Below are 24,983 nucleotides of genomic sequence, written 5' to 3' on the forward strand. Positions count from 1 at the left end.
TACGCTAGAGTTCTAATCGCTCCGCAAGAGCAAGGCCCCAATAGCTCAGTCGGCAGAGCGTCTCCATGGTAAGGAGAAGGTCTACGGTTCGATTCCGTATTGGGGCTCCAGAGATCGCCGCGGTGCTTCGTGTTGGCATCGCGGCTGCTCTGCGTGTGAGGCGGTGTAGCTCAGTTGGTAGAGCAAGCGACTCATAATCGCTGTGTCGCCGGTTCAAGTCCGGCCATCGCTACTCGATGGGGAACGTGTGCTCGGCGAAGCCGAGCCTGATCGCTCCGCCATACACTGGGGCTCTCGCCCCAGACCCCAAGCAAGGGGGCTCCGCCCCCTTGACCCCCGGCACGGGGGACTAGCGATAGGAGAGGTGCCCCGTGGCTGCGACCGACGTGCGACCGAAGATCACCCTCGCGTGCGAGGAGTGCAAGCACCGCAACTACATCACCAGGAAGAACCGTCGGAACGACCCCGACCGCCTGGAGATCAAGAAGTTCTGCCCGAACTGCGGCACGCACCGTGCCCACAAGGAAACCCGCTGAGCTTCCGCTTCGACGAGGCCGCCCCGAGTGCTCGGGGCGGCCTCGCCGCGTTCTGGGAAAGTTGCCGGCTAACCTGGCCCGGTGCCACTGGACCAGTCGTTCACAGGACGCAGCTACCCGCCGGGTGACGTGTACGAGGTAGGCCGCGAGAAGATCCGCGAGTTCGCCGACGCCGTCGGCGCGGCCAGCCCGCTGCACCGCGACCCCGAGGCCGCGCGCGCCGCCGGCTACGCCGACGTGATCGCGCCGCCGACCTTCGCCACGGTCATCTCCATGAAGGCCACCTCGATCGTCGTCGACGATCCCGAGCTGGGCCTGGACTACAGCCGGGTGGTGCACGGCTCGCAGACCTTCGTCCACCACCGGCCGATGGTCGCCGGCGACCGGCTGGTCAGCGAGGTGCACGTGGACGACGTGCAGACCCGGATGGGCAACGACTTCCTGACCATCCGCGCCGAGATCACCACCGAGGACGGCCGGGCCGTGTGCACGTCGACCGGGCTGCTGGTGGCCCGAGGGGAGGACGCGTGATGAGCAGGCTGCCCGCCTCCAAGGTCACCAAGGGCGACGAGCTGCCGGCCAAGCAGGTCCGGGTCACCCGCGACCGCCTAGTCCGCTACGCCGGCGCCTCGCTGGACTTCAACCCCATCCACTGGAACGAGAAGTTCGCCGCCGAGGTCGGCCTGCCCGGCGTCATCGCGCACGGCATGCTGACCATGGCGCTGGCCAACGAACTCGTCAGCGACTGGGTCGGCGACCCCGGCGCGATCGTCGAGACCACCACCAAGTTCACCCGGCCGGTGCCCGTGCCCAACGACGGCGAGGGCGCGCTGCTGGAGATCACCGGCAAGGTCACCGAGGTGAGCGAGGACGGCACCGCCAAGGTGGCGATCACCGTCGCCTTCGAGGGGCAGACGGTGCTCGGCCGGCCCACCGCGATCGTCCGGCTCGGCTAGTTCGTTCGAGTGAAAGGGCCCTCCCGGTCGGGAGGGCCCTTTCGCCTACTTGGCCTCGCGAAGCAGGTCGCCCATGCGGTTGACGCCGGTGACCAGGTCGTCGTCGCCGAGCGCGTAGGAGAGCCGGAAGTAGCCGGGGGTGCCGAAGGCCTCGCCCGGCACCACCGCCACCTCCGCGTGCTCCAGCACCAGGGCGGCCAGCTCGCCGCTGGTCTCCGGGCGCTGGCCGCGGATCTCCTTGCCCAGCACGCCCTTCACCGACGGGTACGCGTAGAACGCGCCCTTCGGGGTCGGGCACTCCACGCCGGGGATCGCCGACAGCAGCTCGACCATCGCCTTGCGGCGGCGGTCGAAGGCGGTGCGCATCTCGTACACCGCGTCCAGCGAGCCGGAGACCGCCGCCAGCGCGGCGCGCTGCGACACGTTGCTCACGTTGGACGACAGGTGCGACTGGAGGTTCGCGGCGGCCTTGGTGACATCGGCGGGGGAGATCATCCAGCCCACCCGCCAGCCGGTCATCGCGTACGTCTTGGCGACGCCGTTGAGCACCACGGTGGTGTCCGCGAGCTCGGGCACCAGCACCGGCAGCGAGTGCGCCTGCGCGCCGTCGTACACCAGGTGCTCGTAGATCTCGTCGGTGACGACCCAGATGCCGTGCTCCAGCGCCCAGCGGCCGATCGCCTCGGTCTGCTCGCGGTCGTAGACGGCGCCGGTCGGGTTGGACGGCGACACGAACAGCAGCACCTTGGTGCGCGGCGTGCGGGCCGCCTCCAGCTGCTCGACGGTGACCAGGTAGCCGGTCGACTCGTCCGCGGTCACCTGCACCGGGACGCCGCCGGCGAGCGTGATCGCCTCCGGGTAGGTGGTCCAGTACGGCGCCGGCATGATGACCTCGTCACCGGGGTCGAGCAGCGTCGCGAACGCCTGGTACACCGCCTGCTTGCCGCCGTTGGTGATCAGCACCTGGCTGGCCTGCACCTGGTAGCCGCTGTCGCGGGCGGTCTTGGCCGCCACCGCCTCGCGCAGCTCGGGAAGGCCGGCCGCGGGCGTGTAGCGGTGGTTGCGCGGGTCGCGGGCGGCCGCGACGGCCGCCTCGACGATCGCGTCGGGGGTGGGGAAGTCGGGTTCGCCGGCGCCGAAACCGATCACCGGCCGGCCCGCCGCCTTGAGCGCCTTCGCCTTGGCGTCCACCGCGAGGGTGGCGGACTCGGCGATGCCGCCGATTCGGGCGGAGACCCGGCGACGTTGCGCGGGACTGTGGACAGGGGGAGCTTCGGGGGCTGCCATGGCCTTCATGGTGGCAGACGCCACCCATCGAATTTGCGTCCGGGGGCCCCGAAGACCGCTGTTGACCAGTGCGGTTGCAGTGACCACCCGTTCGTGCCGTAGACTCTGGCGAGCCGGGTCGTGATGAAGCCTGTTCCCACGGGGTCCGTGGGACGGCGGAGGACGGCCTCAAAGGGGTGTAGCTCAACTGGCAGAGCAGCGGTCTCCAAAACCGCAGGTTGCAGGTTCAAGTCCTGTCGCCCCTGCATCGAAGCTTTGGTGAGCGGAGGATGGCGTGAGCGAGGACCGCGAGCAGGAGCGGGCGGAGAAGCGCGAGGGCGCTGCCCGTCCGGTCACCGCCGCAGCGCGACGCGAGCGCCGCGCCTCCGCCCGCCAGGTCGCGCCGGAGACGGGGAGCGACCAGACTGAGTCGGCCAAGGCCGACTCGGCCAAGGTTGTCAGCAGCAACGGCAAGACCACGCAGTCGAAGCGTGAGCAGGGCCAGGAGACGGCGTCGCGGGACCGCAAGGCCAAGCGGCCCAACGTCTTCAAGCGCCTGGTCCGGTTCCTCCGCGAGGTCGTCGCCGAACTGCGCAAGGTCATCTGGCCGACGCGCAAGATGCTGCTGACGTACACGATCGTCGTGCTGGTGTTCGTGGCCGTGATGGTGGCGTTGGTCTTCGGACTGGACTTCGCCTTCCTCCAGGGCGTGACCTTCCTGTTCGGCAAGTAGCCCGAACCGGTAGAGGGGTCCGCCGGTCGCCGGCATGAGCGACCGGACACTGACGCACGAGAGGAAGCGAGACCCAGCTGTGACCTCCGAGAACGGCGCCGCCGCCGGCCAGGAGCTGCCGGACACCGACGAGCAGGAGCTCGACGCCGTGCCCGGCGCCGACGACGCCGTCGAGTCCGAGTCCGAGGCCGACCTGGACGTGGCCGAGGACACCGAGGTCGAGCAGCTCGAGTCCGAGGACGAGGAGCCGGCCGCCGCGGCCGTCGACGAGGAACTGGACCCCGCCGAGGAGATGCGCGCCGCGCTGCGGCACGCCCCCGGCGACTGGTACGTCGTGCACTCGTACGCCGGCTACGAGAACAAGGTCAAGACCAACCTCGAGACGCGCATCCAGACCCTGGACATGGAGGACTACATCTTCCAGGTCGAGGTGCCCACCGAGGAAGTCACCGAGATCAAGAACGGCCAGCGCAAGCAGGTGCAGCGCAAGGTGCTGCCCGGCTACATCCTGGTCCGGATGGAACTGAACGACGCGTCCTGGAGCGCGGTGCGCAACACCCCCGGTGTCACCGGGTTCGTGGGCGCCACCTCCAAGCCGTCCCCGCTCACGCTCGACGACGTGCTCAAGTTCCTGCTCCCGCAGGTCGAGCAGGACACCGCCAAGCAGGAGGGCGGCAAGAAGGCCGCCACCGCCGTGGCCAAGCCCACCGTCGAGGTCGACTTCGAGGTCGGCGAGTCCGTCACCGTCATGGACGGCCCGTTCGCCACGCTGCCGGCTACCATCAGTGAGGTCAACGCGGACGGCCAGAAGCTGAAGGTGCTCGTGTCGATCTTCGGTCGCGAGACGCCGGTCGAGCTGTCGTTCACCCAGGTCTCCAAGATCTGACCGGCTCCCGCCAGGGAGCCGCGCAGCCACGCGGGTGGCGGGCAGGGCCCCCGCGCGGAACCACACGAATAACAGGACAGACGAAATGCCACCCAAGAAGAAGAAGCTCGCAGCGATCATCAAGCTGCAGATCAAGGCCGGTCTCGCCAACCCGGCGCCGCCCGTCGGCCCGGCGCTCGGCCAGCACGGCGTCAACATCATGGAGTTCTGCAAGGCGTACAACGCCGCGACCGAGTCGCAGCGTGGCACGGTCGTGCCCGTCGAGATCTCCGTGTACGAGGACCGCTCGTTCGACTTCAAGCTCAAGACCCCGCCGGCCGCGAAGCTGCTGCTCAAGGCCGCCGGTGTGGAGAAGGGCAGCGGCGAGCCGCACAAGACCAAGGTCGCGAAGGTCAGCTGGGACCAGGTCCGCGAGATCGCCCAGACCAAGATGACCGACCTCAACGCCGACGACCTGGACCAGGCGGCGAAGATCATCGCCGGCACCGCCCGCTCCATGGGCATCACGGTCGAAGGCTGACACACAGACCACCCCGCGAGATCGCGCCGGTCTCTGGAGCCGCGGGCCGGGAAAATCGCGTCTTTTCAGCGATTTTCCTGGACAAGGCGAAGAGACCGGATCAGAGCGATCGAGCACCCGCCCGGAACGGGCGGCAAAAAGGCAGCGTGGGAGAGCTCAGCGCAGCTCATAACCACTACTGATCCACGAAGGACAGGAATCATGCAGCGCAGCAAGGCATACCGCCAGGCCGCCGAGCTGGTGGACCGGGAGCGGCTGTACTCGCCGCTCGAGGCCGCCAACCTGGCGAAGGAGACCTCCAAGGTCAAGCTGGACGCCACCGTCGAGGTCGCGATCCGTCTCGGTGTCGACCCCCGCAAGGCCGACCAGATGGTTCGTGGCACCGTCAACCTGCCCCACGGCACCGGCAAGACCGCACGGGTGATCGTGTTCGCGACCGGCGACAAGGCCGCCGAGGCCGAGGCCGCCGGCGCGGACGCCGTCGGCAGCGACGACCTGATCGAGCGCATCCAGGGTGGCTGGCTCGATTTCGACGCCGCGATCGCGACGCCCGACCAGATGGCCAAGGTCGGCCGCATCGCCCGCATCCTCGGCCCCCGTGGCCTGATGCCGAACCCGAAGACCGGCACCGTGACGCCGGCGGTCGCCAAGGCGATCACCGACATCAAGGGCGGCAAGATCAACTTCCGGGTGGACAAGCAGGCCAACCTGCACCTGGTGATCGGCAAGGCCTCGTTCGACACCGACAAGCTGGTGGAGAACTACGCGGCCGCGCTGGACGAGGTGCTGCGGGCCAAGCCGTCCGCCGCCAAGGGCCGGTACCTGAAGAAGGTCACCTTCTCCACCACCATGGGCCCCGGCATCCCGGTCGACCCGAACCGCACCCGCAACCTGCTGACCGACGAGGCCGGCGCCTGAGTGCGACGTAGCTGAACGAGGGGCCGCATCCCGCGAGGGGTGCGGCCCCTTTCAGTTCTAGCCGGACGCCGCCGATGGGCACGTGGCCGGATCGGGCTGGTGGTCGACGACGATCCAGCCGTTGGCCGTGTTGCTCAGCAGGAACGTGCCCAGCGAGCCGCCACCACTGATCGACATCGCGCAGGAGTAGACCGTCGCCGAGGAAGACCCCGTGTTGTGCACGGCGCCCTGGGGCACCGTGACGCCGCCGTAGGCATTCCGGTCGGTGACCTTCGCGAACGCCTTGTGAATCGCGTCGTCGCAGGAGCTCGCGTCGAAGTCCTTCGCGAAGTGGACGCCGCCGATGCCGCCGAGCACGTCGTGGCACACCAGGTCGGGCTCGTTCGCGGCGACCGCCGTGTACACGGACACCACCGCGTAGCTCGGATTGGCCTCGCCCTTGAGGGGCTGGCCCGCGCCGGGCGCGGTGCCGCCGGAGCCTCCGTTCGAACCTGAGCCGGTGTCGGCGGGGGCGAAGATGTTGGACAGGTAGTACTGACCGCCGCCGAGCACCGCCAGGATCACGATGCCGGCCGGGAGGTACGCGCGCCGCCGCCGCTCCTTCGCCACCGGGCAAGGCTAGCGTTTTGGAGTTGGCGGCATCGGGTTGCTACCCTGGTTCCAGTTCCACCGAAGACCGCTGGTGTCTGGGCGTGCCCAGACGAAGGTCCCGCGACGAGCGGGCGGCCCGCGCAGGAGGACGAGGCAACATTCGCACGGCTCGCGCCGTGCCCATGACTTTGTCGCCCCGTGCCGTCTGCGCCGGGGCGTTTTCTGTTGCAGGACCTCCTCCAGCGGTCGCCCGCGGCGATGTGTTCGCGGGTTCCCCGCTACCAAGCAGAGAGGAGGCGACCATGGCGAAGCCAGGCAAGGTCACCGCCGTTGCTGAGATCTCGGAGAAGTTCCGGGCCAGCTCGGCCGCGGTTGTCACCGAGTACCGCGGGCTGTCCATGGCGCAGCTCACCGTGCTGCGGCGCGCTCTCGGCAAGGGCACCACGTACACCGTCGCGAAGAACACCCTGGTCAAGCGTGCCGCCGAGGACGCTGGTGTCGAGGGTCTCGAGAGTCTGCTCGTCGGTCCGACCGCCATCGCGTTTGTCGAGGGCGAGCCGGTCGACGCGGCCAAGGCGCTGCGTGACTTCGCGAAGGACAACAAGGCCCTTGTCATCAAGGGCGGCTACATGGACGGCAAGGCCCTCTCGGTCGACGAGGTCACGCAGATCGCTGACCTCGACTCCCGTGAGGTGCTGCTGGCGAAGCTCGCCGGCGCCATGAAGGGCAACCTGTCCAAGGCCGCCGGCCTGTTCCAGGCGCCTGCCTCGCAGGTCGCCCGGTTGGCCGCCGCGTTGCAGGAGAAGAAGGCAGCCGAGGCTCCGGCCGAGGGCTGACCACAAGCCACATCCCCGCCTGCATGGCGGCCACGTTATTCATGAGGAAGGAACGCCATCATGGCTAAGCTCACCACCGACGAGCTGCTCGACGCCTTCAAGGAGATGACCCTCCTGGAGCTGTCCGCGTTCGTGAAGCAGTTCGAGGAGACCTTCGAGGTCACCGCCGCCGCGCCGGTCGCCGTCGCCGCCGTGGGTGGCGCCGCCGCTCCGGTCGAGGCCGCCGAGGAGCAGGACGAGTTCGACGTCGTGCTGGAGTCGGCCGGCGACAAGAAGATCCAGGTCATCAAGGTCGTCCGCGAGGTCGTCTCCGGCCTGGGCCTGAAGGAGGCCAAGGAGCTGGTCGAGTCCGCCCCGAAGCCGGTCCTGGAGAAGGTCGCCAAGGAGGCCGCCGAGGCCGCCAAGGAGAAGCTCGAGGCCGCGGGCGCCAAGATCACCCTCAAGTGACCTCGTAGCCCCACCGCATTTCCCGCAGAGGCGGTCACCCGTTAGGGTGGCCGCCTCTGCTGCATCTGGACGATAACGGCTCGGCAACGGGTTCCCGTTCGGAGGAAACTCGCCAGTAACCTTCGCCGTCCGTGGTCGTTGCACCAGGGAGACGTCCCACGGCGTCGCAGCGCTGCGGGGTGCACAATTCGCACTCGGAGTAATTCGGGTCACGGCGAGGAGGTGCGGATGGGCGTCGAGGTGGTCGTCGACGGGCTGTCGAAGTCCTTCGGCAAGCAGACCATCTGGCGGGATGTCACGCTGACGCTGCCGCCCGGTGAGATCAGTGTCCTGCTCGGACCGTCGGGCACCGGCAAATCGGTCTTCCTGAAATCGCTGGTCGGCCTGCTCAAGCCGGAACACGGCCGGATCGTCATCACCGGCACCGACATCGTGCGCTGCTCCGAGCACAAGCTCTACGACGTGCGCAAGCTTTTCGGCGTGCTGTTCCAGGACGGCGCGCTGTTCGGCTCGATGAACCTGTTCGACAACATCGCCTTCCCGCTGCGCGAACACACCAAGAAGGGCGAAGCGGAAATCCGGCGCATCGTGCTGGAGAAGATGGAGATGGTCGGCCTCATCGGCGCCGAGAAGAAGCTTCCGGGGGAGATCTCCGGCGGCATGCGCAAGCGCGCCGGCCTGGCCCGCGCGCTGGTGCTGGATCCCGAGATCATCCTGTTCGACGAGCCCGACTCGGGTCTGGACCCGGTCCGCGTCGCGTACCTCAACCAGCTGATCGTCGACCTGAACGCGCAGATCGACGCCACGTTCCTGATCGTCACCCACGACATCGGCACCGCCCGCACCGTGCCGGACAACATCGGCATGCTGTTCCGCCGAGAACTGGTCATGTTCGGCCCCCGCGAAGTGCTGCTCACCTCCACCGAGCCGGTGGTGGAACAGTTCCTGATGGGCCGCCGCGAGGGTCCGATCGGCATGAGCGAGGAGAAGGACGCCGGCCAGGCCGCCGCCGAGCTGGCGGCGCTGCGGGCCGGCGGCTCGAGTGGGACGCTGGGCGGCCCGAAGGGCGGCGGCGGCACCGGCATCGTGCCGCAGCTGGAGCCGACGCCGGGCCTGCCGATCCGCCGCGCGGTCGAGCGACGCAAGGACCGCGTGATGCAGATCCTGCACACGCTGCCGCCGACGGCGCAGGACGCGATCGTCAACAGCCTGACCCGCGAGGAGCAGCAGCACTACGGCGTGTTCGCCGGCGCCACCCAGGTCCAGCCGCCGGTGCAGACCGCCACCGCGAACCACGGGCCGCGACCGACCCCGTACCCGCGCACCGCCGACCTGCCGCAGACCGAGTGGCAGCCGCAGTCCGGCGCGCTCACCGCGGACGACGCGCCGGCCGCGGCCCCCGAACCGGGGCGCAAGCGGGGCTGGCTGCGCCGGGGCGGTGAGAAGTGACCGCACCGACCGCCAACTTCCCGGGCGCCGGGGCGCTGCGGGAGACCGGCCGGCTGTTCGCGCTCGGCCTGGACACCACCCGCATGGTGTTCCGCCGGCCGTTCCAGCTGCGCGAGTTCATCCAGCAGTGCTGGTTCATCGCCAGCGTCACGATCCTGCCGACCGCGCTGGTGTCGATCCCGTTCGGCGCGGTGATCGCGCTCCAGCTCGGCTCGCTGACCCGTCAGATCGGCGCGCAGTCGTTCACCGGCGCGGCCTCCGTGCTGGCGATCATCCAGCAGGCCAGCCCGATCGTGACGGCGCTGCTGATCGCCGGCGCCGGCGGCTCGGCGATCTGCGCGGACCTCGGTTCCCGCAAGATCCGCGACGAGATCGACGCCATGGAGGTGCTCGGCGTCTCGCCGATCCAGCGCCTGGTGGTGCCGCGCGTGCTCGCCTCGATGCTGATCTCGTTGCTGCTCAACGGAATGGTCAGCGTGGTCGGCGTGCTCGGCGGCTACTTCTTCAACGTGATCCTCCAGGGCGGCACGCCCGGCGCGTACCTGGCCAGCTTCTCCGCCCTGGCCCAGCTGCCGGACCTGTGGATCAGCGAGATCAAGGCGGTCATCTTCGGCTTCCTGGCCGGCATCGTGGCCGCCTACCGCGGGTTGAACCCGGGCAGCGGCCCGAAGGGCGTCGGCGACGCGGTGAACCAGTCCGTGGTCATCACGTTCCTGCTGCTGTTCTTCGTGAACTTCGTGCTCACCACGATCTACCTTCAGCTGGTTCCGGCGAAGGGGATGTGATCGTGGCTTCGATGCGCCGGGCGGTCAACCGTCCACTTGAGACCCTCGACAACTTCGGCGACCAGCTTGCCTTCTACATCAAGGCATTGGCCTGGACGCCGCGGACGGTCACCCGCTACTTCAAGGAACTCCTGCGGCTGCTGGCCGAGGTGAGCTTCGGCAGCGGCGCGCTGGCCGTCATCGGCGGCACCATCGGCGTCATGGTCGGCCTGTCGGTGTTCACCGGAACCGTTGTCGGCCTTCAGGGTTACGCCGCGCTGAACCAGATCGGCACGTCGGCCTTCGCCGGCTTCGTCTCCGCGTACTTCAACACCCGGGAGATCGCGCCGCTGGTCGCCGGCCTGGCGCTGTCGGCGACGGTCGGCTCCGGCTTCACCGCGCAGCTGGGCGCGATGCGCATCTCCGAGGAGATCGACGCCCTCGAGGTGATGGGCGTGCCGAGCCTGCCGTTCCTGGTGACCACGCGGATCATCGCCGGCTTCATCGCGGTCATCCCGCTGTACGTGATCGGCCTGCTCACCTCGTACGTGGCCGCGCGGACCATCACCGTGGAGGTGTACGGGCAGTCGGCCGGCACCTACGACCACTACTTCAACCTGTTCCTGCCACCCGTCGACGTGCTCTGGTCCTTCGGCAAGGTGCTCGTCTTCAGCGTGGTGATCATCCTGGTGCACTGCTTCTACGGCTACCGGGCTTCCGGTGGTCCGGCCGGCGTCGGCGTGGCGGTCGGCCGCGCGGTGCGGACCGCGATCGTCACCACGAGCCTGCTGGACTTCTTCCTGAGCCTGGCGATCTGGGGCACCACGACGACGGTGAGGATCGCCGGATGAGGGTCGCACGACGCAGGCTCATGGGCGTCGCGTTCATCGCGGTGATCGCGTTGATCGTGTGGTTCTGCATCGCCACGTACGCCGGCATGTTCACCAAGTCCGTCACGGTGCTGCTGCGCACCGACCACGTCGGCAACCAGTTGCAGACGCAGTCGGACGTCAAGGTGCGCGGGCTGATCGTCGGCGAGGTCTCCTCCATCACGTCCACAGGGGACGGTGCGCAGCTCGCACTGGCGCTCCAGCCGGACAAGGTGAACCTGATCCCGTCGAACGTCTCGGCGCAGCTGCTGCCCAAGACGCTGTTCGGCGAGCGCTACGTGGATCTGGTGCTGCCCAACGATCCCTCGTCACGGTCGATCGCGGCCGGCGACGTGATCGGGCAGGACCGCAGCAGCTCGGCGATCGAGCTGGAGCGCGTGCTCGACGATCTGATGCCGGTGCTCCAGGCGGTGCAGCCGGAGAAGCTGGCCACCACGCTCACCGCGATCGACCAGGCGCTGTCCGGCCGCGGCGAGCAGCTGGGGCAGACCCTGGTGCAGCTGGATTCCTATCTGGGGCAGCTGAATCCGTCACTGCCCAATCTGGACGCCGACATCAAGAAGCTGTCGTCGCTGACGAACACCTACAGCCAGGCCGCGCCGGATCTGATCAACGCGCTGTCCGACCTGACCACCACCAGCAAGACGCTGGTGGACGAGAAGCAGAACCTGGCCAACCTGTACGCGTCGGTGACCACGGCCAGCGGCGATCTCACGAACTTCCTGTACGCCAACAAGAACAACCTGATCAACCTGGCCGGCACCAGCCGGCCGACGCTGGACGTGCTGGCCAAGTACGCCCCCGAGTACCAGTGCCTGTTCAAGCAGATGGCGGGTTTCCTGCCGCGCATCGACCAGGCGTTCGGCAAGGGCACCGCCAACCCGGGCCTGCACATCACGCTGGAGATCACCGCCAACCGCGGCAAGTACCTGCCCAACCAGGACGAGCCGCGCTACGCCGACACCCGCGGCCCGCGCTGCTACGACCTGGTGCCCTCGCCCAACCCGTTCCCCCAGTACCCGCCGGACGGCCCGATCAAGGACGGCTCCAAGCCGCCGACCCCGTCCCGCAGCATCAACGACGGCATCCTGCCCGCCGGCACCGCCACGTCCGCCACCACCACCCAGTCGGCGTCGCTCGGCCTGCCCAACTCGACCCAGGAGCTGGACATGCTCTCCCTGCTGCTCGGTCCGTCGATGGGGCTGGCCCCCAACGACGTGCCCGGCGCTAGCGGCCTGCTGGTCGGCCCGCTCTACCGGGGCGCGGAGGTGACGCTCAAGTGAGGGGCATCGCCGCGCCGCTGACCAAACTGATCATCTTCATGGTGATCACCGTGCTGGCCACCACCCTGCTCGCGCTCACCATCGCCAACATCGACCTGCGCTCGGCCAGCGACTACAACGCCCGGTTCAGCGACGTCACATCGCTCAATGTCGGCGACGACGTGCGCATCGCCGGCGTGAAGGTGGGGGCGGTCGACAGCATCCAGGTGGTGGACCGCCGGCAGGCGCAGGTCAGCTTCTCCATCGACGGCGGCCACAAGCTGCCCGCCTCGGTGACCGCCACGATCAAGTACCGCAACCTGGTCGGCCAGCGCTACATCGCGCTGGAGCCGGGCGCCGGCGACCCGAACGCGGTGCTGCCGGCGGGCGGCACCATCCCGCTGGACCACACCAAGCCGGCGCTGGATCTGACGGTGCTGTTCAACGGCTTCAAGCCGCTGTTCCAGGCGCTGTCGCCGGACGACGTGAACAAGCTGTCGTACGAGATCATCCAGGTGTTGCAGGGCGAGGGCGGCACCATCGACAGCCTGCTCGCGCACACCGCGTCGCTGACCTCGACCATCGCCGACAAGGACAAGGTGATCGGCCAGGTCATCGACAACCTGAACTCGGTGCTGGACACCGTCAACGCGCACGGCGACCAGCTGTCCTCGCTGATCACGCAGCTCCAGCAGTTGGTCAGCGGCTTCGCCCAGGAGCGCAAGCCGATCGGCGACTCGATCAGCGCGCTCGGCGACCTCGCGGACAGCACCGCCGGCCTGCTCCAGCAGGGCCGCCAGCCGCTCAAGGACGACATAGCCCAGCTGGGCACGCTGTCGAAGAACCTGGGCGACAACGACATGCTCAACCAGTTCCTCCAGAACCTGCCCGGCAAGGTGGAGACGATCACCAGGACGGCCACCTACGGCTCCTGGTTCAACTTCTTCCTGTGCAGCGCCGGCGGCACGGTCGCGGTGCCGCCGATCATCTCGCCGGTGACGCTGCCGGTGGAGCCGGTGACCCAGGCGAGGTGCAAGGCGTGAAGCCCTTCCGTGAGCGCAATCCGCTGATCATCGGCGCGGTCGGCCTGACCGTCATCGCGCTGCTGATGCTGGCCGCGTTCTTCGCCGACGACCTGCCGATCATCGGCGGCGGCACGACGTACTCGGCGGACTTCAGCGAGGCCGCCGGGCTGGTGCCGGGCAACGAGGTGCGCATCGCCGGCGTGAAGGTGGGCAAGGTCCGCTCGGTGGGCCTGGACGGCGACCACGTCAAGATCGACTTCCGGGTGGACAACGCCTGGGTCGGCGACCAGACCACGGCCGCCATCAAGATCAAGACGCTGCTGGGCCAGAAGTACCTGGCGCTGGACCCGCAGGGCACGAAGGCGCTGGACCCCGGCACGGCCATCCCGCGCAACCACACGCTAGCCCCCTACGACGTCAACGAGGCCTTCAACGGCCTGGCCACCACCGTCGGCCAGGTGGACACCAGCCAGCTGGCGCAGAGCTTCGAGGTGCTGTCGCAGACCTTCGCCAACACGCCGCAGGACGTGAAGACTGCTCTGACCGGCCTGTCGGCGCTGTCCAAGACGATCTCGTCCCGCGACCAGCAGCTGGCCCAGCTGCTCGGCAACACCAACCAGATCACCAAGACCATCTCGGACCGCGACCAGCAGTTCCAGACCCTGCTCTCGGACGGCAACCTGCTGCTCCAGGAGCTCCGGAGCCGGGAGAACGCCATCGGCCAGCTGCTGACCGGCACCAAGAACCTCTCCGCCCAGCTGTCCGGCCTGGTCAACGACAACCAGGCGCAGCTGCAGCCGGCGCTCCAGCAGCTGGACAAGGTCACCACGGTGCTGGAACGCAACCAGGCCAACCTGTCCAAGAGCATCGCCGACCTGGCGCCGTTCTACCGGGTGTTCGCCAACACCCTGGGCAGCGGCCGCTGGTTCGACACCTACATCTGCGGGTTGCTGCCGCCGGCGATCGGCCCGATCAACCCCGAGGGGTGCACGCCATGACGGCCACCAGGACCCGACTCGGCCTGGCGCAGGCGGTCGCCATCGTGTGCGTGCTGGCGCTGGTCGTCGCGACCGCCGTGTGGTGGCTGCTGTACGCCACCAACCAGAACAAGGTCACCGCGTACTTCTCCGCCGCCGTCGGCCTCTACCCGGGCTCGGACGTCCGGGTGCTGGGCGTGCGGGTCGGCAGCATCGACACCGTCACGCCCCAGGGCACCACCGTGAAGGTGGAGATGTCGGTGGACAAGTCGATCCGGGTGCCGGCCAACGCCCAGGCGGTCGTGGTGTCGCCGAGCGTGGTCAGCGACCGGTACGTGCAGCTGACGCCGGTCTACACCGGCGGCGCGGTGATGGCCGACAACGCGACCATTCCCCGTGAGCGCACGGCCACCCCGGTCGAGCTGGACCAGCTCTACCAGAGCCTGGACAAGCTGACGACGACGCTGGGGCCGAACGGGGCCAACAAGAACGGCGCGCTGTCGGACCTGCTCAACACGGCCGCGGCCAACCTGGCCGGCAACGGGCAGAACCTCAACGACACCATCAAGCAGCTGGGCCAGGCCACCTCGACCCTGGCGGGCTCCAAGGACGACCTGTTCGGCACGGTCGACAACCTCCAGAAGTTCGTCACCACGCTGGCGCAGAGCGACCAGCAGGTGCGCACGTTCAACGACCAGCTCGCGCAGGTGTCGGGCTACCTGGCGAGCGAGCGCACCGACCTCGGCGACGCGCTCAGCCAGCTGTCCACCGCGCTGGGCCAGGTGCAGGGCTTCATCGCCGACAACCGCAGCGAGATCAAGTCCAATGTGGACAAGCTCGCCGACGTGACCAAGGTGCTGGTGGACCAGCGGGCCGCGCTGGCCGAGTCGCTCGACGTCGCGCCGCTGGCCCTGGGCAACCTCCAGAACACCTACAACGCGGCGTCCGGCACGCTGGACACCCGCGCGGACATCAACGAGCTGACCCAGCCGCCGATCACCATGGTCTGCAACCTGATCAAGCAGACCACGCCGAAGAACGTGCCGCAGGTGCTGTCCGACGCCTGCGGCCAGCTGGCCGGCGTGCTCAACAAGGTGCTGCCGCTGCCGTCGGCGGCCCAGGTGATCGAGTCCCTGCAACAGGGCAAGCTGCCGCCGCTGCCGGTGCCGATGCTCGGCCAGTCGATCGTCGGGGGTGAGAAGTGAGGCGTCGTGTCCCCGCGCTCGCGGTGCTCGCCGTGGCCGCCGCGACCGTGCTCGGCGGGTGCAGCGGCGGTGAGTTCGGCGGCGTGTACGACCTGCCGCTGCCGGGCGGCGCCGACCTCGGCGACCACCCGTACGAGGTGCACGTCGAGTTCAAGGACGTGCTGGACCTGGTGCCGCAGGCCGGCGTCAAGGTCAACGACGTCGCCGTCGGCAAGGTGGCCAAGGTCGGGCTCGGCCCGGACGGCTGGACCGCCGATGTCACCGTCGAGGTCAACGGCGACGTGAAGCTGCCCGCCAACGCCTCGGCCCAGCTGCGCCAGTCCAGCCTGCTCGGCGAGAAGTACGTGGAGCTGGTCTCCCCGAACAACCCCGCCGGCCGACTGGCCAACGGCGCGACCATCCCGCTGGACCGGACCAACCGCAATCCCGAGGTGGAGGAGGTGTTCGGGGCACTGTCCCTGCTGCTCAACGGCGGCGGCATCGGGCAGATCCAGGACATCTCCAAGCAGCTCAACAGCGCGCTGTCCGGCAACGAGCCGCAGATCCGCCAGCTGCTGACCAACCTCAACACGCTGGTGTCCAATCTGGACGCGCACCGGGGCGACATCACGCAGGCGCTCGACGGCCTGAACCGCCTCTCCGGCACGCTGAACACCCAGCGCGACGAGCTGGCCGGCGCGATCGACAACCTCGGGCCGGGCCTGGCCGTGCTCACCCAGCAGCGCGACCAACTGGTGACCATGCTGAACTCGCTGAGCGCGCTGTCCGGCGTCGCGGTGGACACCGTGAACAAGAGCCAGGCGGACCTGATCGCCGACCTCAAGGACCTCCAGCCGACGCTGACCCAGCTGGCCGCGACCGGGCAGAACCTGCCCAAGTCGCTCCAGCTGCTGCTGACCTTCCCGTTCCCCGACTCGACGGTGGCCGGCGTGAAGGGCGACTACACCAACCTGTTCGCCGACCTGGACCTCAACCTGGGCGACGTGGTGTCCAACCTGGGCCGGTCCCGGCAGAGCATCCTGCCGCAGCTGCCGGGCCTGGGTGGACTCACCGGCGGGACCAGCGGGCCAGGCAACGGCGTGCCGCTGCCGCTGCCGACCGGGTCCGGCGGCAACACCAGCTCCGGCGGCCTCGGCGGCCTGCTCGGCGGACTCCTGGGTGGGGGTGGGCACTGATGCTGACCCGCAAGGTCCGGCTCCAGATCGTCGCGTTCGTGGTGATCGCGCTGGTCGGAGTGAGCTACGCCGGCTTCCGCTACGCCGGCGTGGACCGGCTCTTCGGCCCCCGCGGCTACGCGATCGACGTGGCGCTGGCCGACTCCGGCGGCATCTTCACCGGCGCCGAGGTGACCTACCGCGGCGTCACCGTCGGCCGGGTCGGCCCGCTGACCCTGAGCAAGGACGGCGTGCACGTCGAGCTGGACATCGACTCCAGCGACACGCGGATCCCGGCCAACTCGCAGGCGGTGGTCGCGGACCGGTCGGCGGTCGGCGAGCAGTACGTCGACCTGCGGCCGAACACCGACGACGGCCCGTACCTGGCGGCCGGGGCGACCATCCCGCAGGCCCGCACCGCCACCCCGCCGCCGGTGCAGGACCTGCTGACCAACCTGGACGACCTGTCGAGCTCGGTGCCGACGGAGTCGCTGCGCACCGTGGTGGACGAGCTGGACACGGCGTTCCAGGGCGCCGGCCCGAACCTCCAGACCCTGCTGGACACCACCAGCAGCTTCACCCGGGCCGCGTCCCAGCACCTGCCGCAGACAACGACGCTGCTCGCGGACGGCAACACCGTGCTCCAGACCCAGCTGGACAAGTCCTCGGACATCCTGTCGTTCAGCCACAGCCTGAGCCAGCTGGCGGCCCAGCTGAAGAGCTCGGACGGCGACCTGCGCAAGCTGATCACCACCGCGCCGCAGGCCGCCGACCAGATCGACGGCGTGCTCAGGGACAGCGGCGTGTCGCTGGGCAACCTGACCGCCAACCTGCTGACCACGTCACAGATCCTGCTGCCCCGCAGGGACGGCCTGGAGCAGATCTTCGTGACCTACCCGGCGGTGGTCGGCGGCTCCTACACGGTGGTCCCCGGCGACGGCACGGCCCACTTCGGCCTGGCGGTCAACCTGTTCGACCCGCCGCCGTGCACCAAGGGCTACGAGGGCACGGCCAAGCGCGCCGGCGACGTGACCGCGCCGGTGGCGCCGAACACCCAGGCGTACTGTGCCGAGCCGACGGGCAGCCCGATCGACGTGCGCGGCGCGCAGAACGCCCCGTACGGCGGCAAGCCGGCGGTGCCCGTGGCCGGTGGCGGAGCCGGCGCGGGCCAGCAGTCGCCGGCGGCGCCGCCGGGCCTGGCCCCGATGGTCGGGCTGCTGCCGGGACTGGGCAGCGCGAACCTGGGGCCCGCGGGTCTGGCCCAGCTGCTCGGCCTGTCGGGCTGAGCGGGCCTACCCTGACCGAGAAGTCGAACCTGGAGAGGCATGGCGAACCAGCAGGCAACCGGAACGGCCCGATGGCAGGGCGCGCTGTCCGCGGTGGCGGCGGTGCTGCTGCTCGCGGCGCTGATCTTCTGCGGCGCGTCGATGGTGAGCTGGGGGACCGCGTCCGGCGACGAATCGGTGAAGTTCGCCGCCACCCGGGATGACGTGCTGCGCGTCGGCCGCGAGGAGCTGATCAACTTCTACACGCTGGACTACAAGAACCCGGACGCCTCGTTCGACCGGCTCGTGCAGTCCTCCACCGGCGACCTGGCCACCGCGATCAAGCAGGGCGAGGCCAACTGGAAGAAGCAGCTCGCCGACCAGAAGACCAGCTCGACGGCGAAGGTGCTGGACGCCGCCGTGACCGAGCTGGACGACCGCGCCGGCACCGCGACGGTGGTGGCCATCGTCCAGGTCGACGTCACCCCGAACAACGGCAAGCCGGCCAACCGGCTGCCCATGCAGATCCAGCTGACCAGGACGGACCAGGGCTGGAAGCTGAGCCAGGCCGGCTCCATCGTCCTGGGCTCGCAGTAGCCGGCCGCGGAAGGACCAGCAGGTGCCACCACCCCGCCGTAACGCCAACGCCCAGCAGCCGGTCCGCCGGCCCCGGGTCGCCGGCCTGCGCCGGCCGACGTCCGATGTCCGCCCGCAGGACACCCCCGTGCAGGACAGCGTGTCCGGCCGGCTGCCGGTCGAGCCGGCGCCGATCGACAAGGACGTGGTCGACCGGGACGTGCTCGCCCCCGAGGTGATCGGCGCCGAACCGGTCGACGAGGCGCCGGCACGTGAGGTCCCGACGTCCCGGCCGACGCCCGAACCCGAGCCCGAACCGGTCACGGAGCGTAAGCCGCTGGGGGAGCGTCTGGCGCCGGCGGGCCGGCGTCTGGCGGCGCTGCGGCCGAAGACCGTGCTCGGCCCGATCGTGATGATCCTGATCGCCGCGGTGCTCGTGGCGGCGGGTTTCGTGTTCCGCGGGCTGGCCGGCCAGGTGCTCGACAGCGGGTCGGCGGGCAACAAGGCGCTGACCGACACCGGCGCGACGGCGGACGTGATCAGCCAGGTCACCGGGGACATGCAGACGGTGTCCTCGTACAAGTACACCGACCTGGCCGGGGCGCAGAAGGCCGGCCAGGCGGTGAGCACCGGCAAGTTCCTCGACGACTACAACAAGCTGTTCGAGCAGGTGAAGGCCCAGGCGCCGGCGCAGAAGGCGGTGGTGACCGGGCAGGTCGCCAAGATCGGCGTCGAGCAGCTCCAGGGCGACGACGCGATCCTGCTGGCGTTCCTGAACCAGACGACCACCAGGGCCGACACCAACCAGTCCAGCCCGGTCGGCCTGGTATACACGGTGAACGCGCACCGGGTGGACGGGAAATGGTTGATCAGCGGGCTCACGCCGAGGTGAGCGGGTGGAGGTGTTCGCAAATGCCACGAGTACGGCGGCCCGAGCGTCATTACTCCTCCCTTTCACACCCGCACACTCCGTGAGCTGGTAAATATTGATCAACCGTTCGGGTGGCTGGGGAGGTCGGGTCCGTGATCAAGTGGCATCGGGATGACGGCGTCGTGGTCGGCACCCTGGAGCCCGAGCGCGTGGCGTGGCTGCGCAGCAGGCTGGCGGAGTTCCACGCGCTGCTCGACTGGCGGCTGAGCCAGTACACGACGGACTACCCGCTCGGCGAGGTGCTCGGCATCGCGCTGCCGACCGAGCAGACCGATCACCCGCCGCTCCAGGCCGTGCTGCGCATGCACGTGCCGGACAGCGAGCCGGCCGAGGTCCGCCTGTGGTGGGAGCCGGAGCTGATCGGCGGGCTGCGCGCCGCGGTGGCCGACGCCTGGCGCAACCTGCCGACCGAGGGCGGCGTGGTGCGCCTGGCCGACGACCCGCAGCGGCTGCGCGCCTGGACCCGGGTGCTGCTCAGCCTGCGCATCGCCTACCTGGCCACCTGGGTGCCCGAGGCGCTGTCCGCGCCGCTGCCCGAGGACGCCCCCGCCGACCAGCGCCGCCGGTACGACCGCGCCTGCTGGCTGCGCGCGGTGGTGGACACGCTCGGCGAGTTCACCGGACTGGGCGCGTCCAGGGGCTGACCGAGCGGCAGCGGCGTCCGCCGCGGCCCGCCGCCGGCGGGCCCGGCGAGCAGCAGCTCGCGCTCGTGCTCGGGCATGGCGCGCAGGTCGTCCAGGTCGGCGAGCTTGAGCGCGCTGCACCCGTTGCCGTACGCCCGCGCGAGCCCGAGCAGGTACTGCAGGCTGGGCCGGCCGCGGGAGGCGGGCCAGTTCTCGCACTCGCTGACCCGCTCGGCGCTGATCGCCCGGCCGGGATTGGCCCGGTTGTACCGGTGCGCGAGCTGCACCTGCGTCCAGCCGAGCGCGTACCGCCAGGCCAGCCGGGGCCGGGCGCCGAACCGCTGTGCCATCTCGGTGGCGATCCGCTCGAGCGGGCAGCCGAGTTCGAGCATCCACGCCCGCACCTCGTCCCGCTCCGCCTTGCTCGCCATCCACGTCCCCCTTCCCGGGACCGCCGCGCACACACCCCCTTTCCGGATCCGAAGCTAGCCCCGCACCCCGACAATTCGCCCTCCCCGCCAAGAAAACCCGGCGACCGACCCGAACTTCTGACCCGTTTCCGGAACGAATCCGCAGCTCACAGGGGTCAAAACGAGCCAAGAAAAGATTGGGGATCCACACGGGGTCGATCAGCGGCTTCCAGCGCCAGGCTGGACCCATGACCGACATCTCGCCCACGAAGACCATCGCGGTGCTCGGCGTGCGCCCCACCGAGCGCACCGCGGCACTGCACATCCTGGCGGCCCGGCTCGCGGCCGCGGGCCTGCGCCCGGTCCCGGTGCCGGACGATCCGGTGCTCGATTCCTCTGGGCTCGCCGACCCGGGCCCCGGCGCCGCCACGGCCGGCAGGAGCCCGACCGTGGCCCAGCTCCGCAGGGCGGACTGGGTGACCGCGTTCGACACCGTGCTGGCCGCGTGCGACCGCGAGCGCCACGCCCGCACGCGGGTGGCGACGGGCGTGCTGCTGGTCAGCGGGGCCGCCCTGCGCGCGCTGGCGCGCTACCGGGTCGGCCTGGCGCTGCGCGGCGAGGACTACGACGCGTCGATCCGCGCCTGGCTGGAGGGCCCGGCGGCGGGCGCGGCGGCCGGCTACGCGGCGGTGCTGCACGTCCGCCCGGCCGCCCCGGTCGGGCCGGGGGAGCGGCTGCTCGACCGGGCGCTGGCGGAGGTGCTCGACCGGCTCGCGGCACCGCCGTCGGCGGTCTTCACCAGCACCTTCGGGAGTGACGTTCGCCACACTGTTTCGGAGATCGTGGCACTGGCGACTCGCCAGGGTGTGCCAACCTCTTTCGAGTGTGATCATCCGTCCCCGCGGCCGTCGCCGCTGGTCAGCGCCGTCCGGGCGAGTGGATTCGGTGTCCGCCACTGGAGTGATCGGCCGGTGACACCTTGACTGCGGGCCTGGGCGGGGTCACTCTGTCGGTGAGCACCGCCGTGGGCCTTCCAGGGACCCCTCGACAGTCGCCGTTCTCCGGGCTAGACTGCCCCTTTGCGCTGCCCTCTGTCCGTTTGCCCTTCGCCGAGAGCACGGGATTCGGGGAGCCACGCACCCTTGACAGACGCGTTAGTCCCTGCTGACGCGGCTGCCGCCAGTACATCAGTCCCTGGAAGGACGCATCTTGGCAGTCTCCCGCGCGACCAAGGCCACTGCTGCGACCAACTCCACCGGAATTCCCGGAGCGCCCCGGCGCGTCTCGTTCGCGAAGATCAGCGAGCCGCTGTCCGCCCCGAACTTCCTCGAAATGCAGAACCACTCGTTCGAGTGGCTCACCGGCAACGAGGCCTGGTTCCAGCGCCGGGTGGACGCCGGTGACGAGGCCCCGACGGGTGGCCTCGAAGAGGTGCTGAACGAGATCTCCCCGATCGAGGACTTCTCCGGTTCCATGTCGCTGTCCTTCTCCGACCCGCGCTTCGACGAGGTCAAGGCCTCCGTCGAGGACTGCAAGGACAAGGACATGACGTACGCGGCCCCGCTGTTCGTCACGGCGGAGTTCACCAACCACACCACCGGCGAGATCAAGAGCCAGACGGTGTTCATGGGTGACTTCCCGATGATGACGGACAAGGGCACGTTCATCATCAACGGCACCGAGCGGGTCGTGGTCTCCCAGCTCGTGCGCTCCCCCGGTGTGTACTACGACTCGGCGATCGACAAGACGACCGACAAGGACGTCTTCAACGTCAAGATCATCCCGAGCCGCGGCGCCTGGCTGGAGTTCGACGTCGACAAGCGCGACACCGTCGGTGTCCGCATCGACCGCAAGCGCCGCCAGCCGGTCACCGTGCTGCTGAAGGCGCTGGGCTGGACCACCGAGCAGATCCGCGAGCGCTTCTCGTTCAGCGAGACGCTGCTGGCCACGCTCGAGAAGGACCACACCGCCGGCCCCGACGAGGCGCTGCTGGACATCTACCGCAAGCTGCGTCCGGGCGAGCCGCCGACCAAGGAGAGCGCGCAGGCGCTCCTGGAGAACCTGTTCTTCAAGGAGAAGCGCTACGACCTGGCCAAGGTCGGCCGGTACAAGGTCAACAAGAAGCTGGGCCTGAACTTCCCGGTGTCCACCGGCGTGCTGACCGAGGACGACATCGTCACCACCATCGAGTACCTGGTCCGGCTGCACGCCGGCGAGACCTCGATGACGGTCAACGAGCAGGAGATCCCGGTCGAGGTCGACGACATCGACCACTTCGGCAACCGTCGCGTCCGCACCGTGGGCGAGCTGATCCAGAACCAGATCCGGGTCGGCCTGTCCCGCATGGAGCGGGTCGTGCGCGAGCGCATGACCACCCAGGACGTCGAGGCGATCACGCCGCAGACCCTGATCAACATCCGGCCGGTGGTGGCCGCGATCAAGGAGTTCTTCGGCACCTCGCAGCTGTCGCAGTTCATGCAGCAGACCAACCCGCTGGACGGCCTGACCCACAAGCGCCGCCTGTCGGCGCTGGGCCCCGGCGGCATCTCGCGTGAGCGCGCCAGCATGGACGTCCGCGACGTGCACCCCTCGCACTACGGCCGGATGTGCCCGATCGAGACGCCGGAAGGCCCGAACATCGGCCTGATCGGCTCGCTGTCCTCGTTCGCGCGGGTCAACCCGTTCGGCTTCATCGAGTCCCCGTACCGCAAGGTCGTCGACGGCCGGGTCACCGACCAGATCGACTACCTGACCGCGGACGAGGAGGACCGCTTCGTCAAGGCGCAGGCCAACACGCCGATCGACGACGACGGCAACTTCCTCGAGGACCGGGTCATGGTCCGCCGTAAGGGCGGCGAGACCGACCTCGCCGACGTGGCCGACGTGGACTACATGGACGTCTCGCCGCGCCAGATGGTGTCGGTGGCGACCGCCATGGTGCCGTTCCTGGAGCACGACGACGCCAACCGCGCCCTGATGGGCGCGAACATGCAGCGCCAGGCCGTGCCGCTGCTGCGCAGCGAGTCGCCGCTGGTCGGCACCGGCATGGAGCTGCGCGCCGCGGTGGACGCGGGCGACGTGGTGATCGCCAAGAAGTCCGGCGTGGTCGAGGAGCTGTCGGCGGACTTCATCACGGTGATGGCCGACGACGGCAGCCGCCAGACCTACGCGATGCACAAGTTCCGCCGCTCCAACCAGGGCACCTGCATCAACCAGAAGCCCATCGTGAACGAGGGCGACCGGGTCGAGCACGGCCAGGTGATCGCGGACGCGCCGTGCACCGAGAACGGCGAGATGGCGCTGGGCAAGAACCTGCTCGTCGCGATCATGCCGTGGGAGGGCCACAACTACGAGGACGCGATCATCGTGTCCCAGCGCCTGGTCCAGGACGACGTTCTCACCTCGATCCACATCGAGGAGCACGAGATCGACGCGCGCGACACGAAGCTGGGCGCCGAGGAGATCACCCGGGACATCCCGAACGTCTCCGAGGAGGTCCTGGCCGACCTCGACGAGCGCGGCATCATCCGGATCGGCGCCGAGGTGCGCGACGGCGACATCCTCGTCGGCAAGGTGACGCCGAAGGGCGAGACCGAGCTGACCCCGGAGGAGCGCCTGCTGCGTGCCATCTTCGGTGAGAAGGCCCGCGAGGTCCGCGACACCTCGCTGAAGGTGCCGCACGGCGAGACCGGCAAGGTCATCGGCATCCGCGTGTTCAGCCGCGAGGACGACGACGAGCTGCCCCCGGGCGTGAACGAGCTGGTCCGCGTCTACGTCGCCCAGAAGCGCCGGATCCAGGACGGCGACAAGCTCGCCGGCCGCCACGGCAACAAGGGCGTCATCGGCAAGATCCTGCCGGCCGAGGACATGCCGTTCCTGCCGGACGGCACGCCGGTGGACATCGTGCTGAACACGCACGGTGTGCCCCGCCGTATGAACATCGGCCAGGTGCTGGAGACCCACCTCGGGTGGATCGCCAAGCAGGGCTGGAGCATCGAGGGCGACCCGGAATGGGCCGCCAAGCTGCCGGAGGAGCTCTACGAGGTGGAGCCGAACACGAACACCGCCACGCCGGTGTTCGACGGCGCCAAGGTCGAGGAGATCGTCGGCCTGCTCGGCTCGACCCGCCCCAACCGGGACGGCGAGCGCATGGTCAGCCAGGAGGGCAAGGCCACCCTGTTCGACGGGCGCAGCGGCGAGCCGTACCCGTTCCCGGTGTCGGTCGGCTACATGTACATCCTCAAGCTGCTGCACCTGGTCGACGACAAGATCCACGCCCGCTCGACCGGCCCGTACTCGATGATCACGCAGCAGCCGCTGGGTGGTAAGGCGCAGTTCGGTGGCCAGCGCTTCGGTGAGATGGAGTGCTGGGCCATGCAGGCCTACGGCGCCGCATACACCCTGCAGGAACTGCTCACCATCAAGTCGGACGACAAGCTCGGCCGCGTGAAGGTGTACGAGGCCATCGTCAAGGGCCAGAACGTCCCCGAGCCCGGGGTGCCGGAGTCGTTCAAGGTGCTGCTCAAGGAGCTGCAGTCCCTCTGCCTCAACGTGGAGGTGCTCTCCAGCGACGGCGCCGCGATCGAGATGCGCGACGGCGACGACGAGGACCTGGAGAGGGCGGCCGCCAACCTCGGCATCAACCTCTCCCGGAACGAGTCGCCGTCCGTCGACGACGTCGTGAACTGACCTTCGCCACGCTGACTCCGGTCACCCCCGAAAAGCCGGAGTCAGCGTCCCGACCCCCAGGCAGCAATCAACCC

General features: G+C 69.4%; 25 protein-coding genes and 3 tRNA genes. 26 read left to right on the top strand and 2 right to left on the bottom strand.

All coding sequences use genetic code 11. The features are described 5' to 3' along the window. The first annotated feature begins 34 nt into the window (after window positions 1-34). The 5 genes from BCF44_RS02360 to BCF44_RS02380 all read left to right on the top strand — a co-directional run bounded on the left by BCF44_RS02360 (window position 35) and on the right by BCF44_RS02380 (window position 1,492). Window positions 35-110 (top strand) — tRNA-Thr (locus BCF44_RS02360). 49 nt (window positions 111-159) lie between these two features. Beyond that, window positions 160-232 (top strand) — tRNA-Met (locus BCF44_RS02365). A 139-nt stretch (window positions 233-371) separates the two neighbouring features. Further along, window positions 372-536: a 50S ribosomal protein L33 gene (rpmG, locus tag BCF44_RS02370; protein ID WP_025361417.1), complete on the top strand. Its 165-nt coding sequence runs from the start codon at window positions 372-374 to the stop codon at window positions 534-536. Window positions 537-617: 81 nt separating this feature from the next. Then, window positions 618-1,067, top strand: coding sequence for a MaoC family dehydratase N-terminal domain-containing protein (locus BCF44_RS02375; protein ID WP_116172373.1), 450 nt, complete (start codon window positions 618-620; stop codon window positions 1,065-1,067). Next, a complete protein-coding gene (locus BCF44_RS02380) occupies window positions 1,067-1,492 on the top strand; it encodes a MaoC family dehydratase (protein ID WP_116172374.1) in 426 nt (141 codons plus the stop codon). The genes BCF44_RS02375 and BCF44_RS02380 overlap by 1 nt, the downstream gene beginning before the upstream one ends. 45 nt (window positions 1,493-1,537) lie before the next feature. Here BCF44_RS02380 and BCF44_RS02385 read toward each other — a convergent pair whose 3' ends face one another. Then, window positions 1,538-2,779 (bottom strand): pyridoxal phosphate-dependent aminotransferase, encoded by a 1,242-nt coding sequence (locus tag BCF44_RS02385; protein ID WP_116172849.1) that lies wholly within the window; start codon window positions 2,777-2,779, stop codon window positions 1,538-1,540. Between the two features lie 172 nt (window positions 2,780-2,951). Here BCF44_RS02385 and BCF44_RS02390 point away from each other — a divergent pair. The 5 genes from BCF44_RS02390 (at window position 2,952) to rplA (ending at window position 5,815) form a co-directional block, all read left to right on the top strand. After that, window positions 2,952-3,024, top strand: a tRNA-Trp gene (locus BCF44_RS02390). A 29-nt stretch (window positions 3,025-3,053) separates the two neighbouring features. Continuing rightward, the gene (secE, locus tag BCF44_RS02395) at window positions 3,054-3,491 is read left to right on the top strand and encodes a preprotein translocase subunit SecE (protein ID WP_116172375.1); all 438 of its coding nucleotides are present in this window, start codon (window positions 3,054-3,056) and stop codon (window positions 3,489-3,491) included. A 79-nt stretch (window positions 3,492-3,570) separates the two neighbouring features. Beyond that, window positions 3,571-4,377, top strand: coding sequence for a transcription termination/antitermination protein NusG (gene nusG / locus BCF44_RS02400; RefSeq protein ID WP_116172376.1), 807 nt, complete (start codon window positions 3,571-3,573; stop codon window positions 4,375-4,377). Window positions 4,378-4,462: 85 nt separating this feature from the next. Beyond that, a complete protein-coding gene (gene rplK, locus BCF44_RS02405; RefSeq protein ID WP_116172377.1) occupies window positions 4,463-4,897 on the top strand; it encodes a 50S ribosomal protein L11 in 435 nt (144 codons plus the stop codon). Window positions 4,898-5,095: 198 nt separating this feature from the next. After that, window positions 5,096-5,815 carry a 50S ribosomal protein L1 gene (gene rplA, locus BCF44_RS02410; RefSeq protein ID WP_116172378.1) on the top strand — a complete coding sequence of 240 codons (720 nt, stop codon included), beginning with the start codon at window positions 5,096-5,098 and terminating at the stop codon, window positions 5,813-5,815. Between the two features lie 57 nt (window positions 5,816-5,872). Here rplA and BCF44_RS02415 read toward each other — a convergent pair whose 3' ends face one another. Then, the gene (locus BCF44_RS02415) at window positions 5,873-6,424 is read right to left on the bottom strand and encodes a hypothetical protein (RefSeq protein ID WP_116172379.1); all 552 of its coding nucleotides are present in this window, start codon (window positions 6,422-6,424) and stop codon (window positions 5,873-5,875) included. Window positions 6,425-6,708: 284 nt separating this feature from the next. Here BCF44_RS02415 and rplJ point away from each other — a divergent pair, with 284 nt between their 5' ends. From rplJ to rpoB, 16 genes are all read left to right on the top strand, one after another. Next, entirely contained in the window at window positions 6,709-7,242 is a 534-nt protein-coding gene (rplJ, locus tag BCF44_RS02420) for a 50S ribosomal protein L10 (protein WP_116172380.1), read from the top strand. 60 nt (window positions 7,243-7,302) lie between these two features. Then, window positions 7,303-7,689: a 50S ribosomal protein L7/L12 gene (rplL, locus tag BCF44_RS02425; protein ID WP_116172381.1), complete on the top strand. Its 387-nt coding sequence runs from the start codon at window positions 7,303-7,305 to the stop codon at window positions 7,687-7,689. Window positions 7,690-7,917: 228 nt separating this feature from the next. Then, window positions 7,918-9,138 (top strand): ABC transporter ATP-binding protein, encoded by a 1,221-nt coding sequence (locus tag BCF44_RS02430; RefSeq protein WP_116172382.1) that lies wholly within the window; start codon window positions 7,918-7,920, stop codon window positions 9,136-9,138. Next, window positions 9,135-9,923 carry an MlaE family ABC transporter permease gene (locus tag BCF44_RS02435; protein WP_116172383.1) on the top strand — a complete coding sequence of 263 codons (789 nt, stop codon included), beginning with the start codon at window positions 9,135-9,137 and terminating at the stop codon, window positions 9,921-9,923. The genes BCF44_RS02430 and BCF44_RS02435 overlap by 4 nt, the downstream gene beginning before the upstream one ends. Window positions 9,924-9,934: 11 nt before the next feature. Beyond that, window positions 9,935-10,753 carry an MlaE family ABC transporter permease gene (locus BCF44_RS02440; protein ID WP_116172850.1) on the top strand — a complete coding sequence of 273 codons (819 nt, stop codon included), beginning with the start codon at window positions 9,935-9,937 and terminating at the stop codon, window positions 10,751-10,753. Further along, window positions 10,750-12,075, top strand: a complete 1,326-nt coding sequence (locus BCF44_RS02445) for an MCE family protein (RefSeq protein WP_116172384.1) — start codon at window positions 10,750-10,752, stop codon at window positions 12,073-12,075. The genes BCF44_RS02440 and BCF44_RS02445 overlap by 4 nt, the downstream gene beginning before the upstream one ends. Continuing rightward, window positions 12,072-13,097, top strand: a complete 1,026-nt coding sequence (locus BCF44_RS02450) for an MCE family protein (RefSeq protein WP_116172385.1) — start codon at window positions 12,072-12,074, stop codon at window positions 13,095-13,097. Before BCF44_RS02445 ends, BCF44_RS02450 begins: the two co-directional genes overlap by 4 nt. After that, window positions 13,094-14,077 (top strand): MCE family protein, encoded by a 984-nt coding sequence (locus tag BCF44_RS02455; protein WP_116172386.1) that lies wholly within the window; start codon window positions 13,094-13,096, stop codon window positions 14,075-14,077. Before BCF44_RS02450 ends, BCF44_RS02455 begins: the two co-directional genes overlap by 4 nt. Then, window positions 14,074-15,261: an MCE family protein gene (locus BCF44_RS02460; RefSeq protein WP_116172851.1), complete on the top strand. Its 1,188-nt coding sequence runs from the start codon at window positions 14,074-14,076 to the stop codon at window positions 15,259-15,261. Before BCF44_RS02455 ends, BCF44_RS02460 begins: the two co-directional genes overlap by 4 nt. Continuing rightward, the gene (locus BCF44_RS02465) at window positions 15,258-16,436 is read left to right on the top strand and encodes an MCE family protein (RefSeq protein ID WP_116172387.1); all 1,179 of its coding nucleotides are present in this window, start codon (window positions 15,258-15,260) and stop codon (window positions 16,434-16,436) included. Before BCF44_RS02460 ends, BCF44_RS02465 begins: the two co-directional genes overlap by 4 nt. Next, window positions 16,436-17,701: an MCE family protein gene (locus BCF44_RS02470; RefSeq protein ID WP_116172388.1), complete on the top strand. Its 1,266-nt coding sequence runs from the start codon at window positions 16,436-16,438 to the stop codon at window positions 17,699-17,701. The genes BCF44_RS02465 and BCF44_RS02470 overlap by 1 nt, the downstream gene beginning before the upstream one ends. Window positions 17,702-17,740: 39 nt before the next feature. Continuing rightward, on the top strand, window positions 17,741-18,277 hold the full coding sequence (locus BCF44_RS02475) for a hypothetical protein (RefSeq protein ID WP_116172389.1): 537 nt from the start codon (window positions 17,741-17,743) through the stop codon (window positions 18,275-18,277). Between the two features lie 22 nt (window positions 18,278-18,299). Then, window positions 18,300-19,148, top strand: coding sequence for a hypothetical protein (locus BCF44_RS02480; protein ID WP_116172390.1), 849 nt, complete (start codon window positions 18,300-18,302; stop codon window positions 19,146-19,148). A 131-nt stretch (window positions 19,149-19,279) separates the two neighbouring features. Continuing rightward, entirely contained in the window at window positions 19,280-19,831 is a 552-nt protein-coding gene (locus tag BCF44_RS02485) for a DUF2017 family protein (RefSeq protein WP_170217302.1), read from the top strand. Between the two features lie 637 nt (window positions 19,832-20,468). Further along, the gene (locus tag BCF44_RS02495; RefSeq protein WP_116172393.1) at window positions 20,469-21,203 is read left to right on the top strand and encodes a hypothetical protein; all 735 of its coding nucleotides are present in this window, start codon (window positions 20,469-20,471) and stop codon (window positions 21,201-21,203) included. A gap of 226 nt (window positions 21,204-21,429) precedes the next feature. Continuing rightward, a complete protein-coding gene (gene rpoB, locus BCF44_RS02500; RefSeq protein ID WP_116172394.1) occupies window positions 21,430-24,909 on the top strand; it encodes a DNA-directed RNA polymerase subunit beta in 3,480 nt (1,159 codons plus the stop codon). Window positions 24,910-24,983 lie beyond the last annotated feature (74 nt).

The sequence above is a fragment of the Kutzneria buriramensis genome (assembly GCF_003387475.1).
Lineage (GTDB): Bacteria > Actinomycetota > Actinomycetes > Mycobacteriales > Pseudonocardiaceae > Kutzneria > Kutzneria buriramensis.

Bases quoted from the DNA above. Each gene is read 5' to 3' on its own strand.
- rplJ (WP_116172380.1), top strand. From the start codon at position 6,709: ATGGCGAAGCCAGGCAAGGTCACCGCCGTTGCTGAGATCTCGGAGAAG.
- BCF44_RS02470 (WP_116172388.1), top strand. From the start codon at position 16,436: ATGCTGACCCGCAAGGTCCGGCTCCAGATCGTCGCGTTCGTGGTGATC.
- BCF44_RS02445 (WP_116172384.1), top strand. From the start codon at position 10,750: ATGAGGGTCGCACGACGCAGGCTCATGGGCGTCGCGTTCATCGCGGTG.
- BCF44_RS02440 (WP_116172850.1), top strand. From the start codon at position 9,935: ATGCGCCGGGCGGTCAACCGTCCACTTGAGACCCTCGACAACTTCGGC.
- BCF44_RS02430 (WP_116172382.1), top strand. From the start codon at position 7,918: ATGGGCGTCGAGGTGGTCGTCGACGGGCTGTCGAAGTCCTTCGGCAAG.
- rplL (WP_116172381.1), top strand. From the start codon at position 7,303: ATGGCTAAGCTCACCACCGACGAGCTGCTCGACGCCTTCAAGGAGATG.
- BCF44_RS02380 (WP_116172374.1), top strand. From the start codon at position 1,067: ATGAGCAGGCTGCCCGCCTCCAAGGTCACCAAGGGCGACGAGCTGCCG.
- BCF44_RS02460 (WP_116172851.1), top strand. From the start codon at position 14,074: ATGACGGCCACCAGGACCCGACTCGGCCTGGCGCAGGCGGTCGCCATC.
- BCF44_RS02495 (WP_116172393.1), top strand. From the start codon at position 20,469: ATGACCGACATCTCGCCCACGAAGACCATCGCGGTGCTCGGCGTGCGC.
- BCF44_RS02475 (WP_116172389.1), top strand. From the start codon at position 17,741: ATGGCGAACCAGCAGGCAACCGGAACGGCCCGATGGCAGGGCGCGCTG.
- rplK (WP_116172377.1), top strand. From the start codon at position 4,463: ATGCCACCCAAGAAGAAGAAGCTCGCAGCGATCATCAAGCTGCAGATC.
- BCF44_RS02385 (WP_116172849.1), bottom strand. From the start codon at position 2,779: ATGGCAGCCCCCGAAGCTCCCCCTGTCCACAGTCCCGCGCAACGTCGC.